Source organism: Pseudomonas sp. MWU16-30323 (assembly GCF_020515595.1).
GTDB lineage: Bacteria > Pseudomonadota > Gammaproteobacteria > Pseudomonadales > Pseudomonadaceae > Aquipseudomonas > Aquipseudomonas yamanorum.
In genome coordinates, this window is sequence record NZ_JAIWYM010000009.1 from 193,562 (window position 1) to 213,697 (window position 20,136).

Sequence of the window (20,136 nt, forward strand, 5' to 3'; positions counted from 1 at the left end):
CGATTGCGATGAAGGTTAAATGAAAGGTCTACGGGCACCGATGTGCCGAGGCGTGGGGATCTTCGAGGAAGGAAGGTGCAAGTAATGACAGCGCTACGCTATTGCGGCGTAGCGCTCTGTACCTAGCGCAATACGATCATCCGACCGAGCAGCGTGTGCTGTTCAAACCCCAAGACGGCCTGCAGCGCATTGAGCACCGCCTGGGGATCCTTGCTCGGGAAACTGCCACTGACACGCCGAGCGCCGAGGTCGTCATTGAGCAGGAGAATACGACCGGGATAGTAGCGGCCGAGGTCTTGCACTACGTCGGCCAGGGGCGCCTTGTAGTAGTTGAGCCAGCCATCGCGCCAGGCCAGGCGCGATTCGCTGTCGACCGCGTGCAGCTCATCGGCGACACCATCGGCGTAGGCCACTTGCTGGCCGGCCGTCAGAATCTGTTGCTGCCCATACTTGGATGGCGTAACGCCAACCCGGCCGGACAACACCGTCACCTGCGCACCCGCCGGTTGCAGGCGTACTTCAAATTGAGTGCCCAGCACCCGTGCTTCACCGCTACCCGCTTCGACCACGAAGGACTCGCCCGTGTGGGTCACACTGAAAAAGCCGGCGCCACGCCGAAGTTGGATATGGCGCTCACCATGGCTGAAATCCACCGCAATGGCGCTGTCGGCGTCCAGAGTGACCTGGCTTTGATCGGCCAGGGTCACGGTCTTCACCTGACCCGGCGCGGTGACGTAATCCGCGCCGAAATCATCGACCCAGCGCGACGGCTGCCAGCCGGCGCCCATCGAGATCATCAGCATCAGGCAGGCGGCCATGGCCAGGGCGCCAGACCAGCGCCGCACGCTGGAGCGTTTCGAGGTATTCATCGCGCTCAAGTAACCCTGCAACGCCAGGGCATCCTCATCCGCCAACGTTCTGGCCGGTACTTCACTCAATTCCCACAGCACCTGGGCCTGGGCGTAGGCCTCGACATGCGCCGGATCGGCCCGCAGCCAATGGCTGAACGTGGCCTGGTCGCCACTGCTGGGCTGGTCGTGCAACAAACTCAGCCAGGCCAGTGCGGCCTGTTCCTGGTCGGGCGTCGGGGTGACGCGGGCAGTGGCGTTCACGGGGCTTTCCTTGGCGATGGTTCACGAAGGCTGGCCTTGCAGGCTTCGAGGGCACGCATCATATGTTTTTCCACGGCACTTTGGGACAGGCCCATGGCCTTGGCGATTTCCGCGTACTTGCGGCCATGGATGCGGTTGAGCAGGAAAATCTGCCGGGTACGTTCCGGCAGGCTGCGCAGGGCCGCTTCGACATGGCGCAGATCGTTGCCCGCCTCCAGCGCAGCCTGGGGCTCGGAGCCCTGGTTGTCCTGCTGTTCCGGCAGCCAGCCTTCACTGCTGCGCACCCGGGCGCCTTCGCTGCGCAGGTGGTCGATGGCGATATTGCCGGCGCAGCGCAGCAGGTAAGTGCTGAGTTCCTCGACCTGTACCAGTGGCCGGCGCCAGAAGCGCAGGAACAAATCCTGCACCAGGTCCGCCGCCGTCGCACGGCAACCCACCCGGCGACTGACCAACGCTTCCATCTGCGAACGCTGGGACAGGAACACCTGCAGGAAATGCGCACGGCCGCCTGCCGCGTCTGCGTGCGGCTCTTGAGGTTCGGGAGGCGTGGAGATCATCAACGGTGGACTCAAAGGGTCGCGAAGGCCGCAACCGGACTGGCCAGCAGGCCGACGCCCGCCAGGATCAAGGCCAGCCTTGGCCGATACGGCAACAGCAACACCAGCAGCAACCCGCTGAGCATCAGCACCGCGCACCACTCCACCAGGCCCTGGCTCCAGCCGGTCGCGAGCACCGCCGGCCAGATCGAGACGATCAACAGCAACCAGCCGCCCACGCGCAAACCCAGGCGCCGACGGGGCGTGGGTTTACTGTGCAGCAATTCGCCATGGTGCCGGTCCATGGACAGGCACAACGCGGTAAACCCGGCGTAACACAGCAGCAGCGCCAGGAGCATTCAGTTCACCTCGCCCTTGAGGGTCAGTGGACGGGCACGTTCGGCCTTGGGCTGAGGGACACGGCGGTGCTGCATTTTCCACGCAGCCCAGGCGAGGAACACGCCGCTGCCCAGGCACGTCAGGTCGAAGCCGGCCATGGCCCAATCGCCGTTGGCCAGGGACACCCCCAAATGCTGGGACGTGGTCAGCGCGTTGAGCACCGGTACGCCAATAAACAGCAGCGCGCCCAGGTTCAATTGCTCAACCCAGCCGCGGCGACCCTGGCGGACAATCGCATGCACAACGCTCAAGCCCCAGGCAATAAAGAAGGCTTGTACTTCCCCGTCCGAGCGCCCGGCAAAGCTGGCCGGTAACAGGCGGTTGGCCCAGAAGAAGGCGGCGATGGCGATCATCAGGCCGGACATGCTGGCGATATTCAGTACTTCCACCAACCGCAGTTCAAAGGGCATCACACCGGTTTTGGCGTGCTTGAGCTGACGCTTGCCCAGCCACATCACCAGCCCGGTACCGATCATCGCGGTGCCCGCGAGGCCGCAGATGAAATACAGCCAGCGCAATACCGGGCCGGCGAAGTGGCCCATGTGCAAACCGTAGAAGCTGCCACCCATTGCCGCCGGCAGCGACTGCTCGCCGCTGACCCGCAGCAGCTCGCCGGTGGTGCCGTTGAATGAGACGGTGCTGCCAAAGTCGTGCACCACTCGATCCGACCCGGCGCGGAATACATTGACCGAGGCGTTCACATCGCCTGGATTATTCACCACCAGCCGTCCGACATGCCCACCGGCCCATTGCTCACGCGCCTGCTCGTACATCGGCCCCAGCGGCAACAGCTGCCCGGGTTGGCCAAGGGCTGGCGCGTTGTCGGTGGCCGGGAACACATCATTGAAGAACGCACGGGTGTCGTTGCCGTAAGAGGCGAGAATGCTCGCCGGCATCACCATGCTCATGAAAATCACCAGGCTGCTGTAGGTGATCATCAAGTGAAATGGCAACACCAGCACGCCCACGGCGTTGTGCCCGTCGAGCCAGGAGCGCTGGCCTTTGCGCGGGCGGAAGGTGAAGAAGTCCTTGAAGATTTTCTTGTGGGTGATGATCCCGGTGATCAGCGCCACGAACATCACCATCGCGGCGATGGTCGACAGCCAGCGGCCCCACGGATAGGGCATTTGCAGCTGGAAGTGGAAGCGATAGAAGAATTCGCCGCCCATGCTTTCCCGGGCCTGGATCTGCTCGCCGCTGACGGGATCGATGAGTTTTTCGATGAAATTGCCGCGCTTGCCCGGGTCGACCTTGTCTTGCCACATCACCGACAGGCCCGGCTCCCGGCGGCTTGGCAAGGTGATAAACCAGCGCGCAGCATTGGGCGCCTGTTGTTGCAGATAGGTTTGGGCGGCGGCCAGGCTACGGGCGTTGTCGACGGGATGCGCCTGCACTTCGGGCTGCATCCAATGGGTAATTTCGTCCTTGAAATAGGACAAGGTGCCCGTCAGGAAAATCGCAAACAGCAGCCAGCCAAAGATCAGCCCAGCCCAGGTGTGCAACCAGGCCATGGCCTGACGGAAGCCCTCTTTCATGTGCGTGCCATCCAGTACGTCAACCCGGCGAACGTGGCCAGCATCGCGCTGGGCAGCAACACGCCGAACCAGGCACGCCAGGCAGTGCGGCAGGCAAAACACCAGATCACCGCCAGCAGATAGAACACAAACGAACTCAGCATGCCGCTGATCACTGCATCGGCGCGGCTGGTGGGCAACCAGAACGCCATGCACACGCTGGCCAGGGACGCCAGCAGGTAACCGCCGACCACAGCCGCCAATACCCGCGAAGTCACGGCAAGACGGTAGGAAACGGGAAGTGAAGTTTTGCGTTTCATGCACAAGGCGCCAGGTTCGTCAGCGCGCAATATTAATGATAAAGGTTCTCATAAGCAAAAGAGAACGCATCACTGGCAATTGCCGAACCCGCCTACGCGCCCTACAATGCGAACAATTCTTGTTCTCTAAAGCATGCCCATGCTGCCGGAGTGTGCGCGTTGCAGCCGTCCAACACTGTCGAAGTCCTGTACCACGACCATCACCACTGGCTCACCGGCTGGTTGCGACGCAAGCTCGGCTGCCCGGAAAGCGCCGCCGACCTGGCCCAGGACACCTTCATTCGCGTGCTCACCGCACGGGAAACCCCGACGCTGATCGAACCCCGCGCCTTCCTCACCACCATCGCCAAACGTGTGCTGTTCAACCATTACCGCCGCCAGGACCTGGAGCGCGCCTACCTCGACGCCCTGGCGCAAATGCCCGAGTACGCGGCACCGTCGGAAGAAGAGCGGGCAATCATCCTGCAAACCCTGATGGAGCTGGACCAGTTGCTGGATGGCTTGGCGCCCCTGGTGAAACGCGCGTTCCTGCTGGCCCAGCTCGACGGCCTGACCTACGCGCAAATCGGCGCGGAACTGGGGATCTCCATCGCCACGGTCAAGCGCCACCTGAACAAAGCAGCGATGCGCTGCTACTTCGCCCTATGAATGTCTCAACGCAAGTCGCCGAACAAGCGGTGCACTGGCTGATGGAAATGCAGCAGGGCCCACTCAACCCGCGCAAACAGGCGGCCTGGCAACACTGGCTGGACGCCCACAGCGAACATCAGCGGGCCTGGGAGCAAATCCAGCGGGTGAACCAGCGGTTGCGCGGGATGCCATCACCCCTGGCTCACGCGGCCTTGAATGCACCGAAATCCAACAGTCGCCGCCAGGCCCTGAAGCTGTTGCTGATACTCGGCGCCGGGTCGGCAGCGGCCTGGGGTTTGCGCCAGCAACATATCCTGCCGCCGTTGAGTGCCGACTACCGCAGCCCCATCGGCCAGCGGCGCACGTTCCAACTGGCGGATGGCAGCCAGTTGCAGCTCAACACCGGCAGTGCGGTGGATGTGCATTTTGAGGGTCAGCAACGCTTGATCCGCCTGCTCGAAGGCGAAATCCAACTGACCGCCAACACCGGCAACAGCCCGCTGCGGATCGTCACCGCCCAGGGCCTGCTCAGCCCCCAGGCGGCACGGCTGAACGTGCGGCAGTTCAATGATCACACCCAATTGGCAGTGCTCGACGGGCACGTCGACGTCATGCCCAACACCTATAGCGGTTTGCCGCTGTCCGTCGACAAAGCCCATCAGGTCAATTTCACCCGCAAAGGCTGGGACACCGCACGCCCCACCGATGCCGGCAGCGGTGCCTGGGCCGACGGCATGCTGGTGGCGGCCCACATGCGCCTGGAAGATTTCCTCGCCGAACTGAGCCGTTATCGCCGTGGCCAGCTCCATTGCGACCCGGAAGTGGCCAACCTGCTGATTTCCGGCAGCTACCCGCTGGACGACAGCGAGCGAATCCTGGACCTGCTGCAAGTCAGCCTGCCGGTCAAGGTCCGGCGATTTACCCGCTACTGGGTCACCGTCGAATCCCGCGCCTGAATTATTTTCAAAACCCGTGAGCCATTTTCCGCACCTCGCGTGACAGAGAAGGAAAGCCACCTTGATCCTACCTTCTCAGGACCGCACTTCATGCCCCAGCAACCGACTCGCCTGACGCCCCTCGCCCGCACCCTGCGCCACTTGTTGTTGGGGGCCAGCCTCAGTTTCAGCACCCTGCCCTACGTAATGGCGGCCGATGCCAAGCCCTACCGCATCGCCCCTACGTCACTTGAAGCAGCGTTGAACCAATTTGGCCGTGAAGCCGGCGTGCTGATTTCATTTGGCTCCGATGTGACCGCCGGCGTGCAAAGCCACGGCCTGTCAGGCAACTACACCGCTGAAGAAGGCTTGAATGCCTTGCTCAAAGGCACCGGCCTGCAAGCCCGCGCCGAGGGCAACAATGCCTTCAGCCTGCAACCGGCGAATGCTCCGGCCACCCTTGAATTGGGCACCTCCAACGTGGTCGGCGACTGGCTGGGGGACGCGGCGCAAACCAACGTTTTCGAACACCCGGGCGCCCGGGACGTGATCCGCCGCGAAGAATTCGAACGCCAGGGCGCCACCCAGGCCCGCGATGTGCTCAACCGCATTCCCGGGGTCAACGCCCCGGAAAACAACGGCACCGGCAGCCACGACATGGCGCTGAACTTCGGTATTCGCGGGCTCAACCCACGCCTGGCCTCGCGCTCCACCGTATTGATGGACGGTATCCCGGTGCCGTTTGCGCCGTATGGCCAGCCGCAGTTGTCGTTCGCGCCCATCAGCATGGGCAACATGGACGCGGTGGACGTGGTACGCGGCGGCGGCGCGGTGCGTTATGGCCCGCAGAACGTCGGCGGCATCGTCAACTTTGTCACCCGCGCGATTCCCGATGCGCCGACGGTGAAAGGCGGCCTGCAGACCGAAACCAGCCCGTCCTCCAGCCACGACGGCTTCAAGACCACCGGCAACCTGCTGGCCGGTGGCACCGCAGATAACGGCCTGGGCGGCGCCATCCTGTATTCCGGCACCCGTGGCGGTGACTGGCGCGAAAACAGCGACACCCGCATCGACGACCTGATCCTCAAGGGCAAGTACCAACTGGACGACGCCAACAGCTTCAACGCCATGGCGCAGTACTACGAAGGCAAGGCCGATATGCCCGGTGGCTTGAGCGCTGCCGCCTACAAGGCCGACCCGTACCAGTCCACCCGCCCCTACGACCAGTTCTGGGGTCGCCGCACGATGTTCAACGCCGGTTACCGCTACCAGGAAGATCGCCGGGAATTCACCGTCAACAGCTTCTTCACCACCACGCTGCGCAGCGGTTACCTGGACCAGGGCAACTTCCTCTCCCTGTCGCCTCGCGAGTACTGGGTGCGCGGCCTGGAAACCCGTTTCGCCCAAGGCTTCGACCTCGGCCCCACCACCCACGAAGTGGGCGTGGGCTACCGCTACATCAACGAAGCCGGCCACGAAATGCGCTACCGCACGCCAATTACCGCCAATCAGCAACTGCCCACCACCGACAGCCGCAACGACCGCGACACCCGGGGCAGCACCGAAGCCAATGCGTTCTTCGTCGACGACCGGATTGATATCGGCAAGTGGACCATCACCCCAGGCATCCGCTACGAGATGATCGAGTCCCAGCAGACCAACAACCTCAGCAACGTCAAATACAAGGGTGACTACAACACCGCCCTGCCGGCGTTGAACGTGCTCTACCACCTGACGGACGACTGGAACCTCTACGCCAACACCGAAGGTTCGTTCGGCAGCGTGCAGTACAGCCAGATGCCCAACCGCGTGACCAGTGGCGAAGTGAAGCCGGAAAAAGCCCGCACCTGGGAGCTCGGCACCCGTTACGACAACGGCACCCTGCGGGCCGAGATCGGTGCGTTCCTGATCAACTTTGACAACCAGTACGACAGCAACCAGACCAACGACACGGTGATTGCCCGTGGCGAAACCCGTCACCAGGGCATCGAGTCCAGCATCAACTATGCCCTCGACGGCTTGAGCCCGGCCCTGGCGGGTTTTGATGTGTACGCCACTTACGCCTACGTCGACGCCACCATCCGCGAAGACGGCCCGAACAAAGGCAACCGCGTGCCCTTCTCCTCCAAGCACAAAGGCACCCTGGGCGTGGGTTACACCGAAGGTCGCTGGAAGTTGAATATGGACAGCAGCTACCAGAGCAGCCAGTTCGCCGACAACGCCAACACGGAAGCAGAAAGCGCCGACGGCAGCACCGGGCGCATCCCTGGCTACATGCTGTTCAGCAGCCGCGCGGCGTATGACTTTGGCCCGCAGCTGTCGGATTTGAACGTGGCGGTGGGTGTGAAAAACATCTTCAACAAGCAGTACTACACCCGCTCGTTTGACGATAACAACAAGGGCAAATACGTCGGCGAGCCACGCACGCTGTATGTGCAGACGTCCATCGCGTTCTGATCAGCTACCCGCCAGGCACGACGGTGTGCCGGCCACCAACGCGTCGATGGCGCACCGGGTCTTGGCCGGCATGTGCGTCGCCGTGGGCCAGATGACATGGATCGGCATCGGCTGCTCGCGGTGGTCCGGCAGTACCGCCTGCAGTTGCCCACGCAGTACGTAGTGGGCGATCAGCCAGCTGGGCAACCAGGCCAGGCCGACCCCGGCGATGGCGGCATCGGCCACGGCCTGCAGGTCATCCAGAATCAATGGCGAGGTCACCCGCTCCCGGTGCGGGGCATTGCAGCGGTAGGCAATGCCCCGGTGCCCGGCAAGGTCCGCGATGGAGTCGATCCGGGCCGTACGCTGCAAGTAAGCGGGTGACGCCGCCAGGGCGATGGCCTGTTCGCCCAGGCGCCGAGCGCTCAAGCGATCGGTGTCGGGCAATTCGCCGATGCGCACCGCCAGGTCGAAGCCTTCCTGGGCCAGGTCGATCAGTCGATCGGAGAAGGAAATCTCGATCTCCAGTTGCGGGAAATGGTCCATCAGCCCCCACAACGCCGGCGCCGCATAATGGTGGCCGAACGCCAAAGGCAAGCTGGCCCTTAACCGTCCGCGTGGCTGCTGACGGCCACTTTCCAGCACCGATTCGGCGGCTTCCAGTTCCGCCAGCGCGCGCAGGCAATGCTCGTAATAGGCCTGCCCGTCCTCGGTCAGACGCTGACGCCGGGTGGAGCGTTGCAACAAGGACGTGCCCAACCGCGCCTCCAGGCGCGCCAGGCCTTTGCCCACCGCCGAGCGCGTGAGGTTCAGCCGCTCGGCGGCCTCCGTCAGATTGCCGCTCTCGACGATCTGCAAAAACAATTCAACACCATCAAAACGCGGAGTGGCCATGGTTGTTTGTCGCCCTAAATTCCCTTATTGCAGGAATAAGTATCGCTAATAAAGAATCAAATTCCCGTGAAAATGACACCTTCCCCCATCGAAAGGAAGAGGCCATGTCATCCGACGCCGTTGTATCCGCCATCAACCCGCCGCGTACCGCCAGAGACGGCCTGGCGCTCACCGCCGTGTGCCTGGTGGCGCTGATGTTCGGGCTGGAGATTTCCAGCGTGCCGGTCATCCTGCCCACCCTCGAACAGCAACTGGGCACCGGCTTCCAGGACGCCCAATGGATCATGAATGCCTACACCCTGGCCTGCACCAGCGTGCTGATGGCCGCCGGCACATTGGCCGATCGTTTTGGCCGCCGACGCATGCTGGTGCTGTGCCTGTGGGTATTCGGGCTGGCGTCGCTGGCCTGTGGGCTGGCCAACGATGCGTCCACGCTGATCGCGGCGCGTTTTGTCCAGGGCGTGGGTGGCGGGGCGATGATGATCTGCCAGTTCGCGATCCTGTCGCACCAGTTCCGCGAGCCGGCGGCGCGGGCGCGAGCCTTTGCGGTGTGGGGTGTGATAGCGGGTGTGGGCCTTGGCTTCGGGCCGATGGTGGGAGCGTTGATCCTGGCCGTCGCAGATTGGCGCTGGGTGTTCCTGGTGCATGTGCCGCTGACCTTGTTCACCCTGGTGTTGCTGCGCATCAGCGTGCAGGAATCCCGCGACCCGGCCGCTCACCGCCTCGACATCGCCGGCATGGCCACCCTGACCCTGGCGGTGTTCGCCCTGGTCTATTTCATCACCCAGGGCACCGAGAGCGGCTTTGCCACCCCGGCGATGCTCGGTTGGGCCGGGTTGTCGGTGGCCAGCCTGCTGTTATTCGTGGTTGTCGAACGGCGCAGCCCACATCCGATGTTCGATTTCTCGGTGTTTCGCATCCCGCGCTTCAATGGCGCGCTGATGGGCTCGATCGGCATGAACTTCAGTTTCTGGCCCTTCATGATCTACCTGCCGCTGTATTTCCAGGCCGGCCTGGGCTACGACACGATGCTCACCGGGCTCGCCCTGCTCGCCTACACCCTGCCCACGCTGGTGGTGCCGCCGCTGGCCGAGCGCCTGGCCCTGCGCTGCGGCGCCGAACGCATCATTCCGTTGGGCCTGGGCCTGATGGGCGTGGGGTTTGTCGCCATGGCCGCGATCAACCATAGCGGCCAGCCCAGTGTGGTATCGATCCTGATCGCCTGTGGGATTGCCGGCAGCGGCTTGGCGTTTACCAACTCGCCCACCACCAACACCACCACCGGCTCAGTCTCACCCGACCGCGCGGGGATGGCCTCGGGCATCGACTTCAGTGCACGGCTGATCACACTCGCACTGAACATCGCGCTGATGGGGTTGGTGTTGATACTCGGGATCGCTCACTACCTGGCGGGCGTATTGCCCGACACCGCGCCATTGGCCACCCTCAGCCAGGACATCGCCGCCGGCAAGCTGGAGGTGTTGCCGCAGGGCCCGGTGATTGCCCAGGCCGCGCTGCGCAACGGTGCCGGTTGGGCCATGCTGTATGCGGGCTTGGGGGCGTGCGCACTGTCGGCCTTGAGCGCCTGTTTTTTCCGGCGCAGCCCGCGCTGACGCTTTAAACGAAAAACGGGCCTGCATCTGCAGGCCCGTTTTCAGTGGGGTTGAAAAAGTATCAGCTATCAGCCGTTAAGCGCAGCCTGTTCGTTTTCCAGGAATTCCTCTTCAAGCTCGGCCTCGTCGGCCTTGGTAGTGGGCAGGCTTTGACCCGCGGCGCGTGGTTTGCCGCGCAGTTTGCCGTACAGATGCTCCAGGGCATGCTCCAGCTTGGTAGCGGCGCCATCGATCGCCTGTTCCAGCGTATCGGCTTTATGGAGGACCGAAATCGGTTGATGGCCTTTTGGCCGTGCTTCCAGTCGGCAACTCAGATCGTGTGGACCGGGCTTGTCACCGTTCTCGTCCCGCAGGTAAACCTCGACGCGGGTCAGATCTTCTTCATAACGTTCGAGCGTGCTCTCAATGGTGGTACGTACCCACTCCTCCAGTCGGATGCTGCTTTCAATATGGTTATCGCTATTGACTTGGATTTGCATAGTTTTCCCTTATTTCAGCTAGCTCGCCGAAGGCCATTCCTGCTTCACCGGATGGGTGAAAACCATGACCTCCTGATTACACAATTGAGCAGACCGAGGAACATTTCAACCCCTTTGCAAAGATAAATCCCACATTACAAATTAACCCTGACTACAACCAAAAACGCTGTTAGGGTGGGGAGTTGGTTACATCTTCTTACCGCCAACTTCCTTACCGTTGCCCCTCTCCCAAGGGGTGCAATCCGCGAAAAATCTCCGCTTCCTCCACCAGCCAGTCATGCACTGCCCGCACGCCCGGATGGCTCAGCGCCCCTGGTGCGTACAGCAGCACATAACGTTTGTGGTTGGGGACGGCGAGGCCGAACGGCACGATCAAGGTACCGCGCTCCAGTTCGTCATTGAGCAAGGTGCGCCGGGCAATCGCCACGCCCATGCCGGCAATCGCCGCCTCGATGGTCAGGTGGTTGCGGTTGAAGGTATGCCCGCGCCGTACGTCGGCGGCGTCGTAGCCGATGGCATTCAGGTAGAACTCCCACTCCGCGTACTCATAACTCCCACGCCAGGCGGTAATGTCGTGCAGCAGCGGGAAATGCACCAGGTCGGCGGGGCCATGCAGCGGCGGCCGCCCGCGCAACAGGCTCGGTGCGCACACCGGGAAGATCTGCTCGTCCAGCAAGGCTGTGGATAACAATCCGGGATAGCTGCCATCGTTCAGGTCGATGGCCAGGTCAAAGTCGCCCTCATGCAGGGCAACGCTGCTGTCTTCGGCGACCATGCGCAGCTGGATATCCGGGAACCGCTGCTGCAAACGTGGCAAGCGCGGGGTCAGCCATTTGCCGAGAAACGACGGGATCGAGCGCAAGCGCAAGGTGCCGCTGATCATCCCGGCATCCAGCCGCTGCAACTCGGCATCGATGCTGCCATAAGCCTCGCCCACAGTGATCGCCAGCCGCTGGCCTTCTGCGCTCAGCTCAACCCCGCGCGCCCGTCGATGGAACAGGCGAAAGCCCAGCCGCTCCTCCAACTGGCGTATTTGCTGGCTGACTGCGCCCGGGGTGATGTGCAGTTCCTCGGCGCAGCGGGTGAACGACAAATGCCGAGCCGCGCAGGAAAAAACGTGCAACCAGACGTAAGTCTGGCCATGAAGCGGGCGAGCCATAGGGTTTAGTCCTGCTAAAGGGTGTCTTAGGATAATTCGTTGGTCAGTGCCGATCCAGAGGCTCAGTATCGCGCCAATTCCGCTTGTCCTACAAAAGATGGCAGCGATTCCTACTCCATTGCTTGTAAGGGTTTAGCATGGCTATCAGTGTTTTCGATCTATTCAAAGTGGGCATTGGGCCTTCCAGCTCCCATACCGTCGGCCCGATGCGGGCAGCGGCGACCTTCGTCCAGGCGTTGATCGACCAGCAATTGCTCGACGAAACCCGTCGCGTCGAAGTGCGTTTGTACGGCTCGCTGTCCGCCACCGGCGTCGGCCACGCCACCGACCGCGCCTGTGTGATGGGCCTGATGGGCGAATGGCCAGACAGCATCGACCCCACCAGCATCGGCCTACGCATCCAACAGCTGCGGGAGTCCGGTCAATTGCTGCTCGGCGGCCGCACGTCGATTGCCTTCAACTGGCAACACGACCTCCTGCTGCTGGACGAAAGCCTGCCCTACCACCCCAACGCCATGTCCCTGCATGCCTACGGCGAAAACGGCCTGTTGAGCGAACAGACCTACTACTCGGTGGGCGGCGGTTTCATCATCGAAGCGGCGGAAGCTGAATCCGGCATTGCACCGGCCAGCGAAGTGCAATTGCCTTACGACTTCTCCAGCGCCGTCGAGCTGCTGGCCTTGTGCAACAAGCACGGCCTGCGGGTTTCCGAACTGATGATGGCCAACGAACGGGCCTGGCGCAGTGATGCCGAGATCCGCAGCGGCCTGCTGCATATCTGGTCCGTGATGCGCGAATGCGTCGAACAAGGCCTGCGCCACGAAGGCATCTTGCCCGGTGGCCTGGACGTGCCACGGCGCGCCGCGAAATTGCACCGCAGCCTGTTGGAAATCGGCAAGCCCAACGTCATCACGTCAACCTTGTCGGCCATGGAATGGGTCAACCTGTTCGCCCTCGCCGTCAACGAAGAAAACGCTGCCGGCGGGCGCATGGTGACGGCACCGACCAATGGCGCGGCGGGGATTATCCCGGCAGTGCTGCACTACTACATGAAGTTCAACCCGGACGCGTCCGACGATGACGTGGTGAATTTCTTCCTGGCTGCCGCCTCCGTCGGCATCCTCTGCAAGAAAAACGCCTCGATCTCCGGCGCCGAAGTCGGCTGCCAGGGCGAAGTCGGTTCCGCCTGCGCCATGGCCGCTGCCGGCCTTGCAGACGTGCTCGGCGCATCCCCGGAGCAACTGGAAAACGCCGCCGAAATCGGCCTGGAACATAACCTGGGTTTGACCTGCGACCCGGTTGGCGGGCTGGTCCAGGTGCCGTGCATCGAGCGCAACGCCATCGCGGCGGTCAAGGCGATCAACGCCACGCAAATGGCCCTGCGCGGCGACGGCAAACACTTCATCTCCCTGGACCGGGTGATCCGCACCATGCGCGACACCGGCGCCGACATGCACGACAAATACAAAGAAACTTCACGGGGCGGCCTGGCCGTCAGCTGGGTGGAGTGCTGAGGAGCATTCCCTGATCGCCCCAACGTGAGCCCGCGCAAAAATAATAACGAGGCAATAACGATGACCGATGTACGTACACCTGCTGCCGAAAATCCCGCTGTAGACCTGACGCCGACCACCGTTACACAAGGCTGGAACAAACACGACACCACCTGGATGCTCGGCCTCTACGGCACCGCCATCGGTGCTGGCACCTTGTTCCTGCCGATCAACGCCGGCGTCGGCGGCTTCTGGCCGTTGATCGTGCTGGCGCTGCTGGCCTTCCCGATGACCTTCTTCGCCCACCGTGGGCTGACGCGCTTTGTGTTGTCGGGCAAATCCGGCGACATCACCGACGTGGTGGAAGAACACTTCGGCATCGGCGCCGGCAAGCTGATCACCCTGCTCTACTTCTTCGCGATCTTCCCGATTCTGCTGGTGTACAGCGTGGCGCTGACCAACACCCTGACCAGCTTCATGGAACACCAACTGCACCTGGCGCCGCCGCCACGGGCGATCCTGTCGCTGGTGCTGATCCTCGGTTTAATGGCCATCGTGCGTTGCGGCCAGGGCGTGATCGTCAAGGCCATGAGCGTGCTGGTGTACCCGTTCGTCGCCGCCCTGCTGCTGTTGGCGGTGAGCCTGATCCCCAACTGGAACGGCGCGTTCTTCGCCTCCGCCCGCGAAGGCATGGCGCTGCCGGCTTTCTTCAAGACCTTGTGGCTGGCAATCCCGGTGATGGTGTTTTCCTTCAACCACTCGCCGATCATCTCCGCCTTCGCCGTCGACCAGAAACGCGTGTACGGCCCGCAGGCCGAGCGCAAAAGCAGCGGCATCCTGGCCACGGCCCACAGCATGATGGTGCTGACGGTGATGTTCTTCTGCTTCAGCTGCGTGCTGGCCCTGTCGCCGGCTGACCTGGCCGCCGCCAAGGCGCAGAACATCTCGATCCTGTCGTACCTGGCGAACCACTTCCAGACCCCGGTCATCGCCTACGCCGCACCGCTGATCGCGCTGGTGGCAATCACCAAATCCTTCCTGGGCCACTACATCGGCGCCAGCGAAGGCTTCCAGGGCCTGATCGTCAAATCCCTGCGCGGGCGCAACCGTTCGATGTCCGCCAAGTGGCTGGAGCGCTGCACCGCGCTGTTTATGGTCCTGACCTGCTGGGCCGTGGCCACCTTCAACCCGAGCATCCTCGGCATGATCGAAACCATGGGTGGGCCGATCATCGCCTGCTTGTTGTTCCTGATGCCGATGTACGCCATCCGCCGAGTGCCATCTTTGCGCCAGTACTCGGGCCAGGCGTCCAACGTGTTTGTGGTGTTGATCGGTCTGATTGCGCTGTCTGCGATCGTTTTTTCGGTCATGCCCTGAAACGGATCACCGCGCGCAAAAACACCGCCAATCCAATGTGGGAGCGGGCTTGCTCGCGAAAGCGGTCCTTCAGCCGAGTATTCATTGGCTGACACACCGCATTCGCGAGCAAGCCCGCTCCCACAAGGGTCATTCGATGGCAGGCAGATTGCTGTACGGCACGCCCTTTGCTGTACAGCTACTGAGGAAAACGGACCTTGTGAAAACCTCAGCGAGCGAATGGCCAGTGGTCAGGAAACGCGAACTAATCCCGACACCGGTCGTCAATGACTGCATGTTCTTATCAGGCGGTAACGCACCATGGACAACCCTTTTCAGATCATCACCGACACCTTCGCCCCGAAATACCGGGTCAATTTAAGCATCCAGCGGCTGGACGGCAGCATCATGCTGACCCTGTCCGATGAAGACGGCGTCGTGGCCAAACGCATGATCAGCGCCGAACAACGCAACGACCCGCAGCGCCTGAAACGCCTGGTGCAGAGTGTGCAATTCGGGATTGCGATTGAGCAGGGGCACAGCGCCATTGAGATATTGGCGGTGATGACCGACGGGGACAGTCACAAAGTGTTGCAGCGGCCGCCGGTCAACCGGCCGCCGCTGAGTGCCAGGCTTTAAAGCTCGCCTTTCTCTGTTTCAAGGCTCGCTTGCCCTTTGCGGCGCGGGCCTTCGACCTTCACCGACGGAAATGCCGACGAGGCATACCGCACCACCAGAATCGCGAACGCCAACAGCAGGATCCCACCGCACAGGTAGATGATGCCGAGGTCGGGCGGGTTGTGGTGGGAGACGTTGGAAATCAGCAGGCGCGTTAGCGCAGTGATCGCCACGTAGATCAGGAAGCGCACCGGCATGTGGTTGGTCTTGAAGTAAATCCCGACCATCGCCCCCAACTCCAAGTAGATGAACAGCAGCAAGATGTCATCGATCTTGATGTGCCCCGTTTCCAGCATCCCCAGAAATTCCATCACCGCGGCATAGGCGGTCACCGCACCAATGGCGAACAACGCCAGGTAGTGGAAGGTCTCGACGAACAGATTTCCCAAGGACTCGGCCAGGTGGTGCACGGTCTTGCGCAGGTTTTCAGCCCAGTTGATTTTCACGATGATGCTTCCTTAGGTCGGCTCGACCGGATAATGCGGGTTGGACGTGACGGTTTCCCTGCATGCAGAAAAAAGGCCAGGGAACAGGGAGTGAGAGGCTGGCGGGGTGACATTAGGCACGTGCGAAGGGCAAGGAGAACAAAAAACGCTCCTCGTCCCAACAATCAGCTTCTCAAGGGTATTGCTGACGCGCGTGTAAAACCGCCAGTACCCGAACAGAGTCGGTGACTTGGTAAACCACCAGGTAGTTGGGATGCACGACCATTTCTCGTGTGCCACCAACACGGCCTGTTCGGTAAAGATGAGGTCTGCGGGAGAGGGCCAATACTGAGGCTTCTATTGCTCGGTTGAGCTCAAGAGCTGCATTGGGATTGCGATCGCTGATGTAATCAAGAATTTCCAGAGTTGCGCCCGCGCAGCGGGTGCCCATTCAATCAGCATCGCCTTTCTTGCGTTTAGATTCGATCAGCGCCTGCATTTCGGCCATCACCTGATCGTGAGGGATGCCGGGACTAGGATCATCCAAAGCGGCTCGCACCTTGGCACGAAACCAGCGGTCGTAGCTGGCAGCTTGCTCCTCGGTTTCGGTCAGGGGAGCTCGAGGGAAAAAGGAAGTACTCATAGGGGCCTCCGTTGTCGATGAGAAAGGAGTCTAGTCGCTAGACTTTTCACTGTCGTGGGTCAAGCGATGAAGTGAGTAACAGAAAAAGTCGCCGTTTGGACTCAACCACTGAAAAGAACAGGCCTCGCACGAGCGTACTTAGCCTGCCTCCTCCGCTTATTTGGAATACCGGTTCAGGTTGGCGCGACCTGATCGAGCGCTTGACCGACCAATAAACCACTCATTTCCAGCAGTTGATGGATCGCCAAAAGCAAACTTCGCTGCGGCCCCTCGAGCTCGAAAGCCAGGCTGCTGGCCATTTCACGGGCACTGTTCAAGGTTTCGCTGGCGTTGGCGAGTAATGTTTCCGTGTCGGCATTGGGCGTAACGCTGAAAAGAATCGAGGAGGGTTCGGGAGGTGGTTCAGGTGTTTCAGGGCGCAGATAGTGATCAATTGCGCGGTTGGCGGCGGCTTGAAGACGGGTGTCAGTGTGTGAATCGTAAGGGGGACTCGGGGTAAGCTTTTTCATCGAACAGTTCCTTTAAATGGAACCGCCACCGTCTGCCGCCAAGCAGATTTGGGTGGCGGATTGCACAAGGTTGGCGGACCGGTAAAGGAACAACCCGGCACCCTGAAGGGTCCCTGCGCAACCCACCGTAAAAAGGAGTTCAGGCGCAAAAACGCCTGCAATCGTGTGGGGGATGCTGTTGTGCCTTATACCGAGCCGCCAAGCCCGTTCGCTGCATTTGCAGCGCCCGAGGAAGGTAAGCGAACGGACGAAGCCGGCGCAACCCCGGCAAGTTGTCAGAAATTTCTCTTGCTGCAAACCCCCGGATTCCAACTACATTAAAAAGCCACTACCCAAAGCCCATGGATTGGCTTATGCTTTTAGCTGTATATAAATACAGTAGTCGCGAGAACGCTTGGCGACACTCGAACCAAGGGCAACTCCCTTCAATACTGCACCGATGACGAGGCCGAAAAATGGCTGTTGAAACCCTGTATCGCAGTACCCGTGACCTGGAGACTACATTCGTGGATCGCAAACTTGCCGACGCACACGACCAGATGCTTGAACTGGCAGAGTCCCTGATGGAAGTGCTGTTGAAAAACGTCGAAGGCTTGAGCGAGAAGCAGGCTGAAGATGCCGGTATTTTCATGGCCAAGAACCGCGCGGCATTTGCGGCGGCGTTCAAGAACAATGCGAGTGCATTGGCGGAGATCGGGCAGCCAGCGGCTGAGTGATGCATTGCCTTTAGTGGCGAAAGGGCTTGCTGTGACTGAGGGGGCTTGCTGTGGCTGAGGGAGCATGCTGTGGCTGAGGGAGCATGCTGTGGCGAGGGAGCTTGCTCCCGCTGGAGTGCGCAGCGCTCCCAAGCTTTTGGGTCTGCTGCGCAGCCCAGCGGGAGCAAGCTCCCTCGCCACAGCAAGCCCCCTCAGCCACAGCAAGCTCCCTCGCCACAACAAGCTCCCTCGCCACAGGTTATGCGTTGATGCCTTTCACATGCGTTACGCCTGCCATAACGTCTTGCCGAAGAACGTCAACGTGCGGTCCCACGCCAGTTGCGACCAGGCGGCATCATATTGCGTGCCGGATATACGCCCATCGCCAATCGCGGTTTCATTGGCAAACGCATGGTGTGCCAGGTAGCGATGGAAAGTCGCGTCCACACCCGCCCCATGCAGTTTCGACTCCAACTCCGCCACGGTGTCGATGTTGAAGAAAGCATCCTGTGTGCCCCAATGCCCAATCAGCGGCGCCTTGATTTTCGACGCATCCAGGTATTCCAGCGGCGGGAAGCCGTACCACACCACGCCCGCAGCCACTTCCGGAATCGCGTTCAACGCCAGCAACGTCAACGCCCCGCCCATGCAATAACCGGTCACGCCGACTTTTTTCGAATCTGCCTGCAAGTACTGCACGGCGCCCTTGATGTCCTGGGAAACCGCATCGCCAAAATCCAGCCCATCCATCAGGTGATGGGCCTCTTCCTCTTCTACCGTCGACGCGCCGCGATAAAGGTCCGGCACCAGCACCCGGTAGCCGCACTCGGCCAGTCGATTGGCCACGCCCTTGATCTGCTCGTTGACGCCCCACCATTCCTGAATCACCACGATCGCCGGCGCGCCTTCGAGTACCGCTGGGCTGGCCAGGTAGCCGTTGACGTCCGCGCCATCCGGGCGTTTGAAGGTAATCATGCGCCCGCTGGAGCGCCCTGCTGTTTGTTTGGACATGCCAACCTCTGTCTCGGGAGTTGAGAAATCTAGCGTTCAACCACAATAGTAAAGTGCACGGCTACGTGGGTGTAACCATCTATTTCCCACGCAGGGCGAATGACAGTTACACGTCGACGGTTAAGCAGCGATTATCTTCAGCGGTACAGCAAGCGCTCCGCCAGCTCATCCGCTACCCGCGCGGGTGAGCGTTTTTCAGCCTGGGCATGGGCGAAGATTTCGGTCAGGCGCGTGCCGATGTTCGACAGGTGCGCGGTGATGGTTTCCAGCTCAGCGCCGCCGTGCTTGAGGGCCACGTAGATCAGGCCGCCGGAGTTGATCACGTAGTCCGGCGCGTAAAGAATCCCACGGCCTTCCAGTTGATCGGCCACTTGCAGGTTGGTGAGTTGCGCACTGGCAGAGCCGGCCACCGCCGCGCACCGCAACTGGGCGACCGTGTAGCGGTTGAACACCGCGCCCACACCGCAGGGCGCGAGGATGTCGCACGGGGTGCTGAGCAAGGCTTCATTGGCAATCGGGTGCGCGCCCAGCTGTTCCATGGCCAGTTGCACCTTGCCGTGGTCGATGTCGCTCACCAGCAATTCAGCCCCGGCCGCGTGCAGTTGCTCGGCCAGGGCATAACCGACGTTGCCCAGGCCCTGGATTGCCACGCGTAAGCCTTCCAGGTTATCGCTGCCCAGGCGGGCCATGGCGGTGGTGCGGATGCCGGCGAACACGCCCATCGCCGCGTGGGGCGACGGATCGCCGGCCGCCGTGGTGCTGGTGACATAGCGGGTCTGCTGGGCGATGCAATCCATGTCGGCCACCGAGGTGCCGCTGTCGATGGCGGTGATGTAGCGGCCATCGAGTTGCTCGATGCAGCGGCCAAAGGCTTCAAACAGCGCGGCGCGGCTTTCCACATGGGCGGGGCGGATGATCACCGCGTTGCCGCCACCCACCGGCAAACCGGCCAGCGCGGCCTTGTAGCTCATACCCTGGGCCAGGCGCGCGGCATCCGCCACGGCACTTTCATCGTCGGGGTAAGAGAGGTAGCGGCAACCTCCAAGGGCGGGGCCCAGGCGGCTGTTGTGGATGGCAATGACCGCCTTTAACCCGGTGGCAGGGTCGACACTCAGGTGCAGCGATTCAAGGCGTGTGCTGTGCATGAGCGCAAACATCGTCGGGCTCCCGAATCACTTCTGGTAGGCGCCAAGTATAGGACTGCCTGCGAAAGCCTGCTGAAGCGCGCAGGAATAAGGACGCCGGTTTTAAAGGGTTTGCGACATAAACAAGTAGGACGCTTCTAAAGGCACTGGACGA

Annotated in this window: 21 protein-coding genes and 1 pseudogene; 8 read left to right on the plus strand and 14 right to left on the minus strand. The window is 61.7% G+C overall.

Going from position 1 to position 20,136, the window contains the following annotated elements; all coding sequences use genetic code 11:
• Positions 1 to 122: 122 nt before the first annotated feature.
• From LIY45_RS13760 to LIY45_RS13780, 5 genes are read right to left on the minus strand one after another with little or no spacing between them, the layout of a single operon-like run.
• A complete protein-coding gene (locus LIY45_RS13760) occupies positions 123 to 1,112 on the minus strand; it encodes a FecR family protein (protein ID WP_226476646.1) in 990 nt (329 codons plus the stop codon).
• Positions 1,109 to 1,672 carry an RNA polymerase sigma factor gene (locus LIY45_RS13765; protein WP_226476671.1) on the minus strand — a complete coding sequence of 188 codons (564 nt, stop codon included), beginning with the start codon at positions 1,670 to 1,672 and terminating at the stop codon, positions 1,109 to 1,111. The genes LIY45_RS13760 and LIY45_RS13765 overlap by 4 nt, the downstream gene beginning before the upstream one ends.
• Positions 1,673 to 1,680: 8 nt before the next feature.
• Positions 1,681 to 2,007, minus strand: a complete 327-nt coding sequence (locus LIY45_RS13770; protein ID WP_063033063.1) for a DUF3325 domain-containing protein — start codon at positions 2,005 to 2,007, stop codon at positions 1,681 to 1,683.
• Positions 2,008 to 3,582, minus strand: a complete 1,575-nt coding sequence (locus LIY45_RS13775; protein WP_226476647.1) for a PepSY-associated TM helix domain-containing protein — start codon at positions 3,580 to 3,582, stop codon at positions 2,008 to 2,010.
• Entirely contained in the window at positions 3,579 to 3,881 is a 303-nt protein-coding gene (locus tag LIY45_RS13780; protein WP_017476055.1) for a DUF3649 domain-containing protein, read from the minus strand. Before LIY45_RS13780 ends, LIY45_RS13775 begins: the two co-directional genes overlap by 4 nt.
• 159 nt (positions 3,882 to 4,040) lie before the next feature.
• Here LIY45_RS13780 and LIY45_RS13785 point away from each other — a divergent pair, with 159 nt between their 5' ends.
• From LIY45_RS13785 to fecA, 3 genes are all read left to right on the plus strand, one after another.
• On the plus strand, positions 4,041 to 4,529 hold the full coding sequence (locus LIY45_RS13785) for a sigma-70 family RNA polymerase sigma factor (protein ID WP_226476648.1): 489 nt from the start codon (positions 4,041 to 4,043) through the stop codon (positions 4,527 to 4,529).
• Positions 4,526 to 5,467: a FecR family protein gene (locus LIY45_RS13790; RefSeq protein ID WP_226476649.1), complete on the plus strand. Its 942-nt coding sequence runs from the start codon at positions 4,526 to 4,528 to the stop codon at positions 5,465 to 5,467. The genes LIY45_RS13785 and LIY45_RS13790 overlap by 4 nt, the downstream gene beginning before the upstream one ends.
• A gap of 90 nt (positions 5,468 to 5,557) precedes the next feature.
• Complete coding sequence (gene fecA / locus LIY45_RS13795; protein WP_226476650.1) at positions 5,558 to 7,903, plus strand: TonB-dependent Fe(3+) dicitrate receptor FecA; 2,346 nt, start codon at positions 5,558 to 5,560, stop codon at positions 7,901 to 7,903.
• Here fecA and LIY45_RS13800 read toward each other — a convergent pair whose 3' ends face one another.
• Positions 7,904 to 8,776, minus strand: a complete 873-nt coding sequence (locus LIY45_RS13800; protein WP_226476651.1) for a LysR family transcriptional regulator — start codon at positions 8,774 to 8,776, stop codon at positions 7,904 to 7,906.
• A 104-nt stretch (positions 8,777 to 8,880) separates the two neighbouring features.
• Between LIY45_RS13800 and LIY45_RS13805 the strand changes: the two genes are divergently transcribed.
• On the plus strand, positions 8,881 to 10,389 hold the full coding sequence (locus LIY45_RS13805; RefSeq protein WP_226476652.1) for an MFS transporter: 1,509 nt from the start codon (positions 8,881 to 8,883) through the stop codon (positions 10,387 to 10,389).
• Positions 10,390 to 10,457: 68 nt separating this feature from the next.
• Here the strand turns inward: LIY45_RS13805 and LIY45_RS13810 are convergent, their stop codons facing one another.
• Together LIY45_RS13810 and LIY45_RS13815 are read right to left on the minus strand one after the other, a co-directional pair.
• Positions 10,458 to 10,868, minus strand: coding sequence for an HPF/RaiA family ribosome-associated protein (locus tag LIY45_RS13810; protein ID WP_017476049.1), 411 nt, complete (start codon positions 10,866 to 10,868; stop codon positions 10,458 to 10,460).
• 211 nt (positions 10,869 to 11,079) lie between these two features.
• Complete coding sequence (locus tag LIY45_RS13815; RefSeq protein ID WP_017476048.1) at positions 11,080 to 12,027, minus strand: LysR substrate-binding domain-containing protein; 948 nt, start codon at positions 12,025 to 12,027, stop codon at positions 11,080 to 11,082.
• A 137-nt stretch (positions 12,028 to 12,164) separates the two neighbouring features.
• Between LIY45_RS13815 and LIY45_RS13820 the strand changes: the two genes are divergently transcribed.
• The 3 genes from LIY45_RS13820 to LIY45_RS13830 all read left to right on the plus strand — a co-directional run bounded on the left by LIY45_RS13820 (position 12,165) and on the right by LIY45_RS13830 (position 15,515).
• A complete protein-coding gene (locus tag LIY45_RS13820) occupies positions 12,165 to 13,541 on the plus strand; it encodes an L-serine ammonia-lyase (RefSeq protein ID WP_226476653.1) in 1,377 nt (458 codons plus the stop codon).
• Between the two features lie 60 nt (positions 13,542 to 13,601).
• On the plus strand, positions 13,602 to 14,897 hold the full coding sequence (locus tag LIY45_RS13825) for a serine/threonine transporter (RefSeq protein ID WP_226476654.1): 1,296 nt from the start codon (positions 13,602 to 13,604) through the stop codon (positions 14,895 to 14,897).
• 300 nt (positions 14,898 to 15,197) lie between these two features.
• Positions 15,198 to 15,515, plus strand: coding sequence for a DUF3509 domain-containing protein (locus LIY45_RS13830; RefSeq protein ID WP_226476655.1), 318 nt, complete (start codon positions 15,198 to 15,200; stop codon positions 15,513 to 15,515).
• On the opposite strand, the gene LIY45_RS13835 is transcribed toward LIY45_RS13830, so the two are convergent.
• From LIY45_RS13835 to LIY45_RS13850, 4 genes and pseudogenes are all read right to left on the minus strand, one after another.
• Positions 15,512 to 16,000, minus strand: a complete 489-nt coding sequence (locus LIY45_RS13835) for a phosphate-starvation-inducible PsiE family protein (RefSeq protein ID WP_017476044.1) — start codon at positions 15,998 to 16,000, stop codon at positions 15,512 to 15,514. The two genes, LIY45_RS13830 and LIY45_RS13835, sit on opposite strands and share 4 nt — an antisense overlap.
• 172 nt (positions 16,001 to 16,172) lie before the next feature.
• Positions 16,173 to 16,441 (minus strand): annotated as a pseudogene (locus LIY45_RS13840) (type II toxin-antitoxin system RelE/ParE family toxin).
• Positions 16,431 to 16,622, minus strand: a complete 192-nt coding sequence (locus LIY45_RS13845; protein ID WP_226476656.1) for an antitoxin — start codon at positions 16,620 to 16,622, stop codon at positions 16,431 to 16,433. Before LIY45_RS13845 ends, LIY45_RS13840 begins: the two are co-directional and overlap by 11 nt.
• 173 nt (positions 16,623 to 16,795) lie before the next feature.
• Positions 16,796 to 17,131, minus strand: coding sequence for a DUF6124 family protein (locus LIY45_RS13850; RefSeq protein WP_226476657.1), 336 nt, complete (start codon positions 17,129 to 17,131; stop codon positions 16,796 to 16,798).
• A gap of 455 nt (positions 17,132 to 17,586) precedes the next feature.
• Between LIY45_RS13850 and LIY45_RS13855 the strand changes: the two genes are divergently transcribed.
• Positions 17,587 to 17,847, plus strand: a complete 261-nt coding sequence (locus tag LIY45_RS13855) for a YebG family protein (RefSeq protein ID WP_003212789.1) — start codon at positions 17,587 to 17,589, stop codon at positions 17,845 to 17,847.
• Positions 17,848 to 18,111: 264 nt separating this feature from the next.
• Here the strand turns inward: LIY45_RS13855 and LIY45_RS13860 are convergent, their stop codons facing one another.
• Together LIY45_RS13860 and LIY45_RS13865 are read right to left on the minus strand one after the other, a co-directional pair.
• Positions 18,112 to 18,837: a dienelactone hydrolase family protein gene (locus LIY45_RS13860; protein WP_226476658.1), complete on the minus strand. Its 726-nt coding sequence runs from the start codon at positions 18,835 to 18,837 to the stop codon at positions 18,112 to 18,114.
• Positions 18,838 to 18,974: 137 nt separating this feature from the next.
• Positions 18,975 to 19,994, minus strand: a complete 1,020-nt coding sequence (locus LIY45_RS13865; RefSeq protein ID WP_010176963.1) for a Glu/Leu/Phe/Val dehydrogenase dimerization domain-containing protein — start codon at positions 19,992 to 19,994, stop codon at positions 18,975 to 18,977.
• Positions 19,995 to 20,136 lie beyond the last annotated feature (142 nt).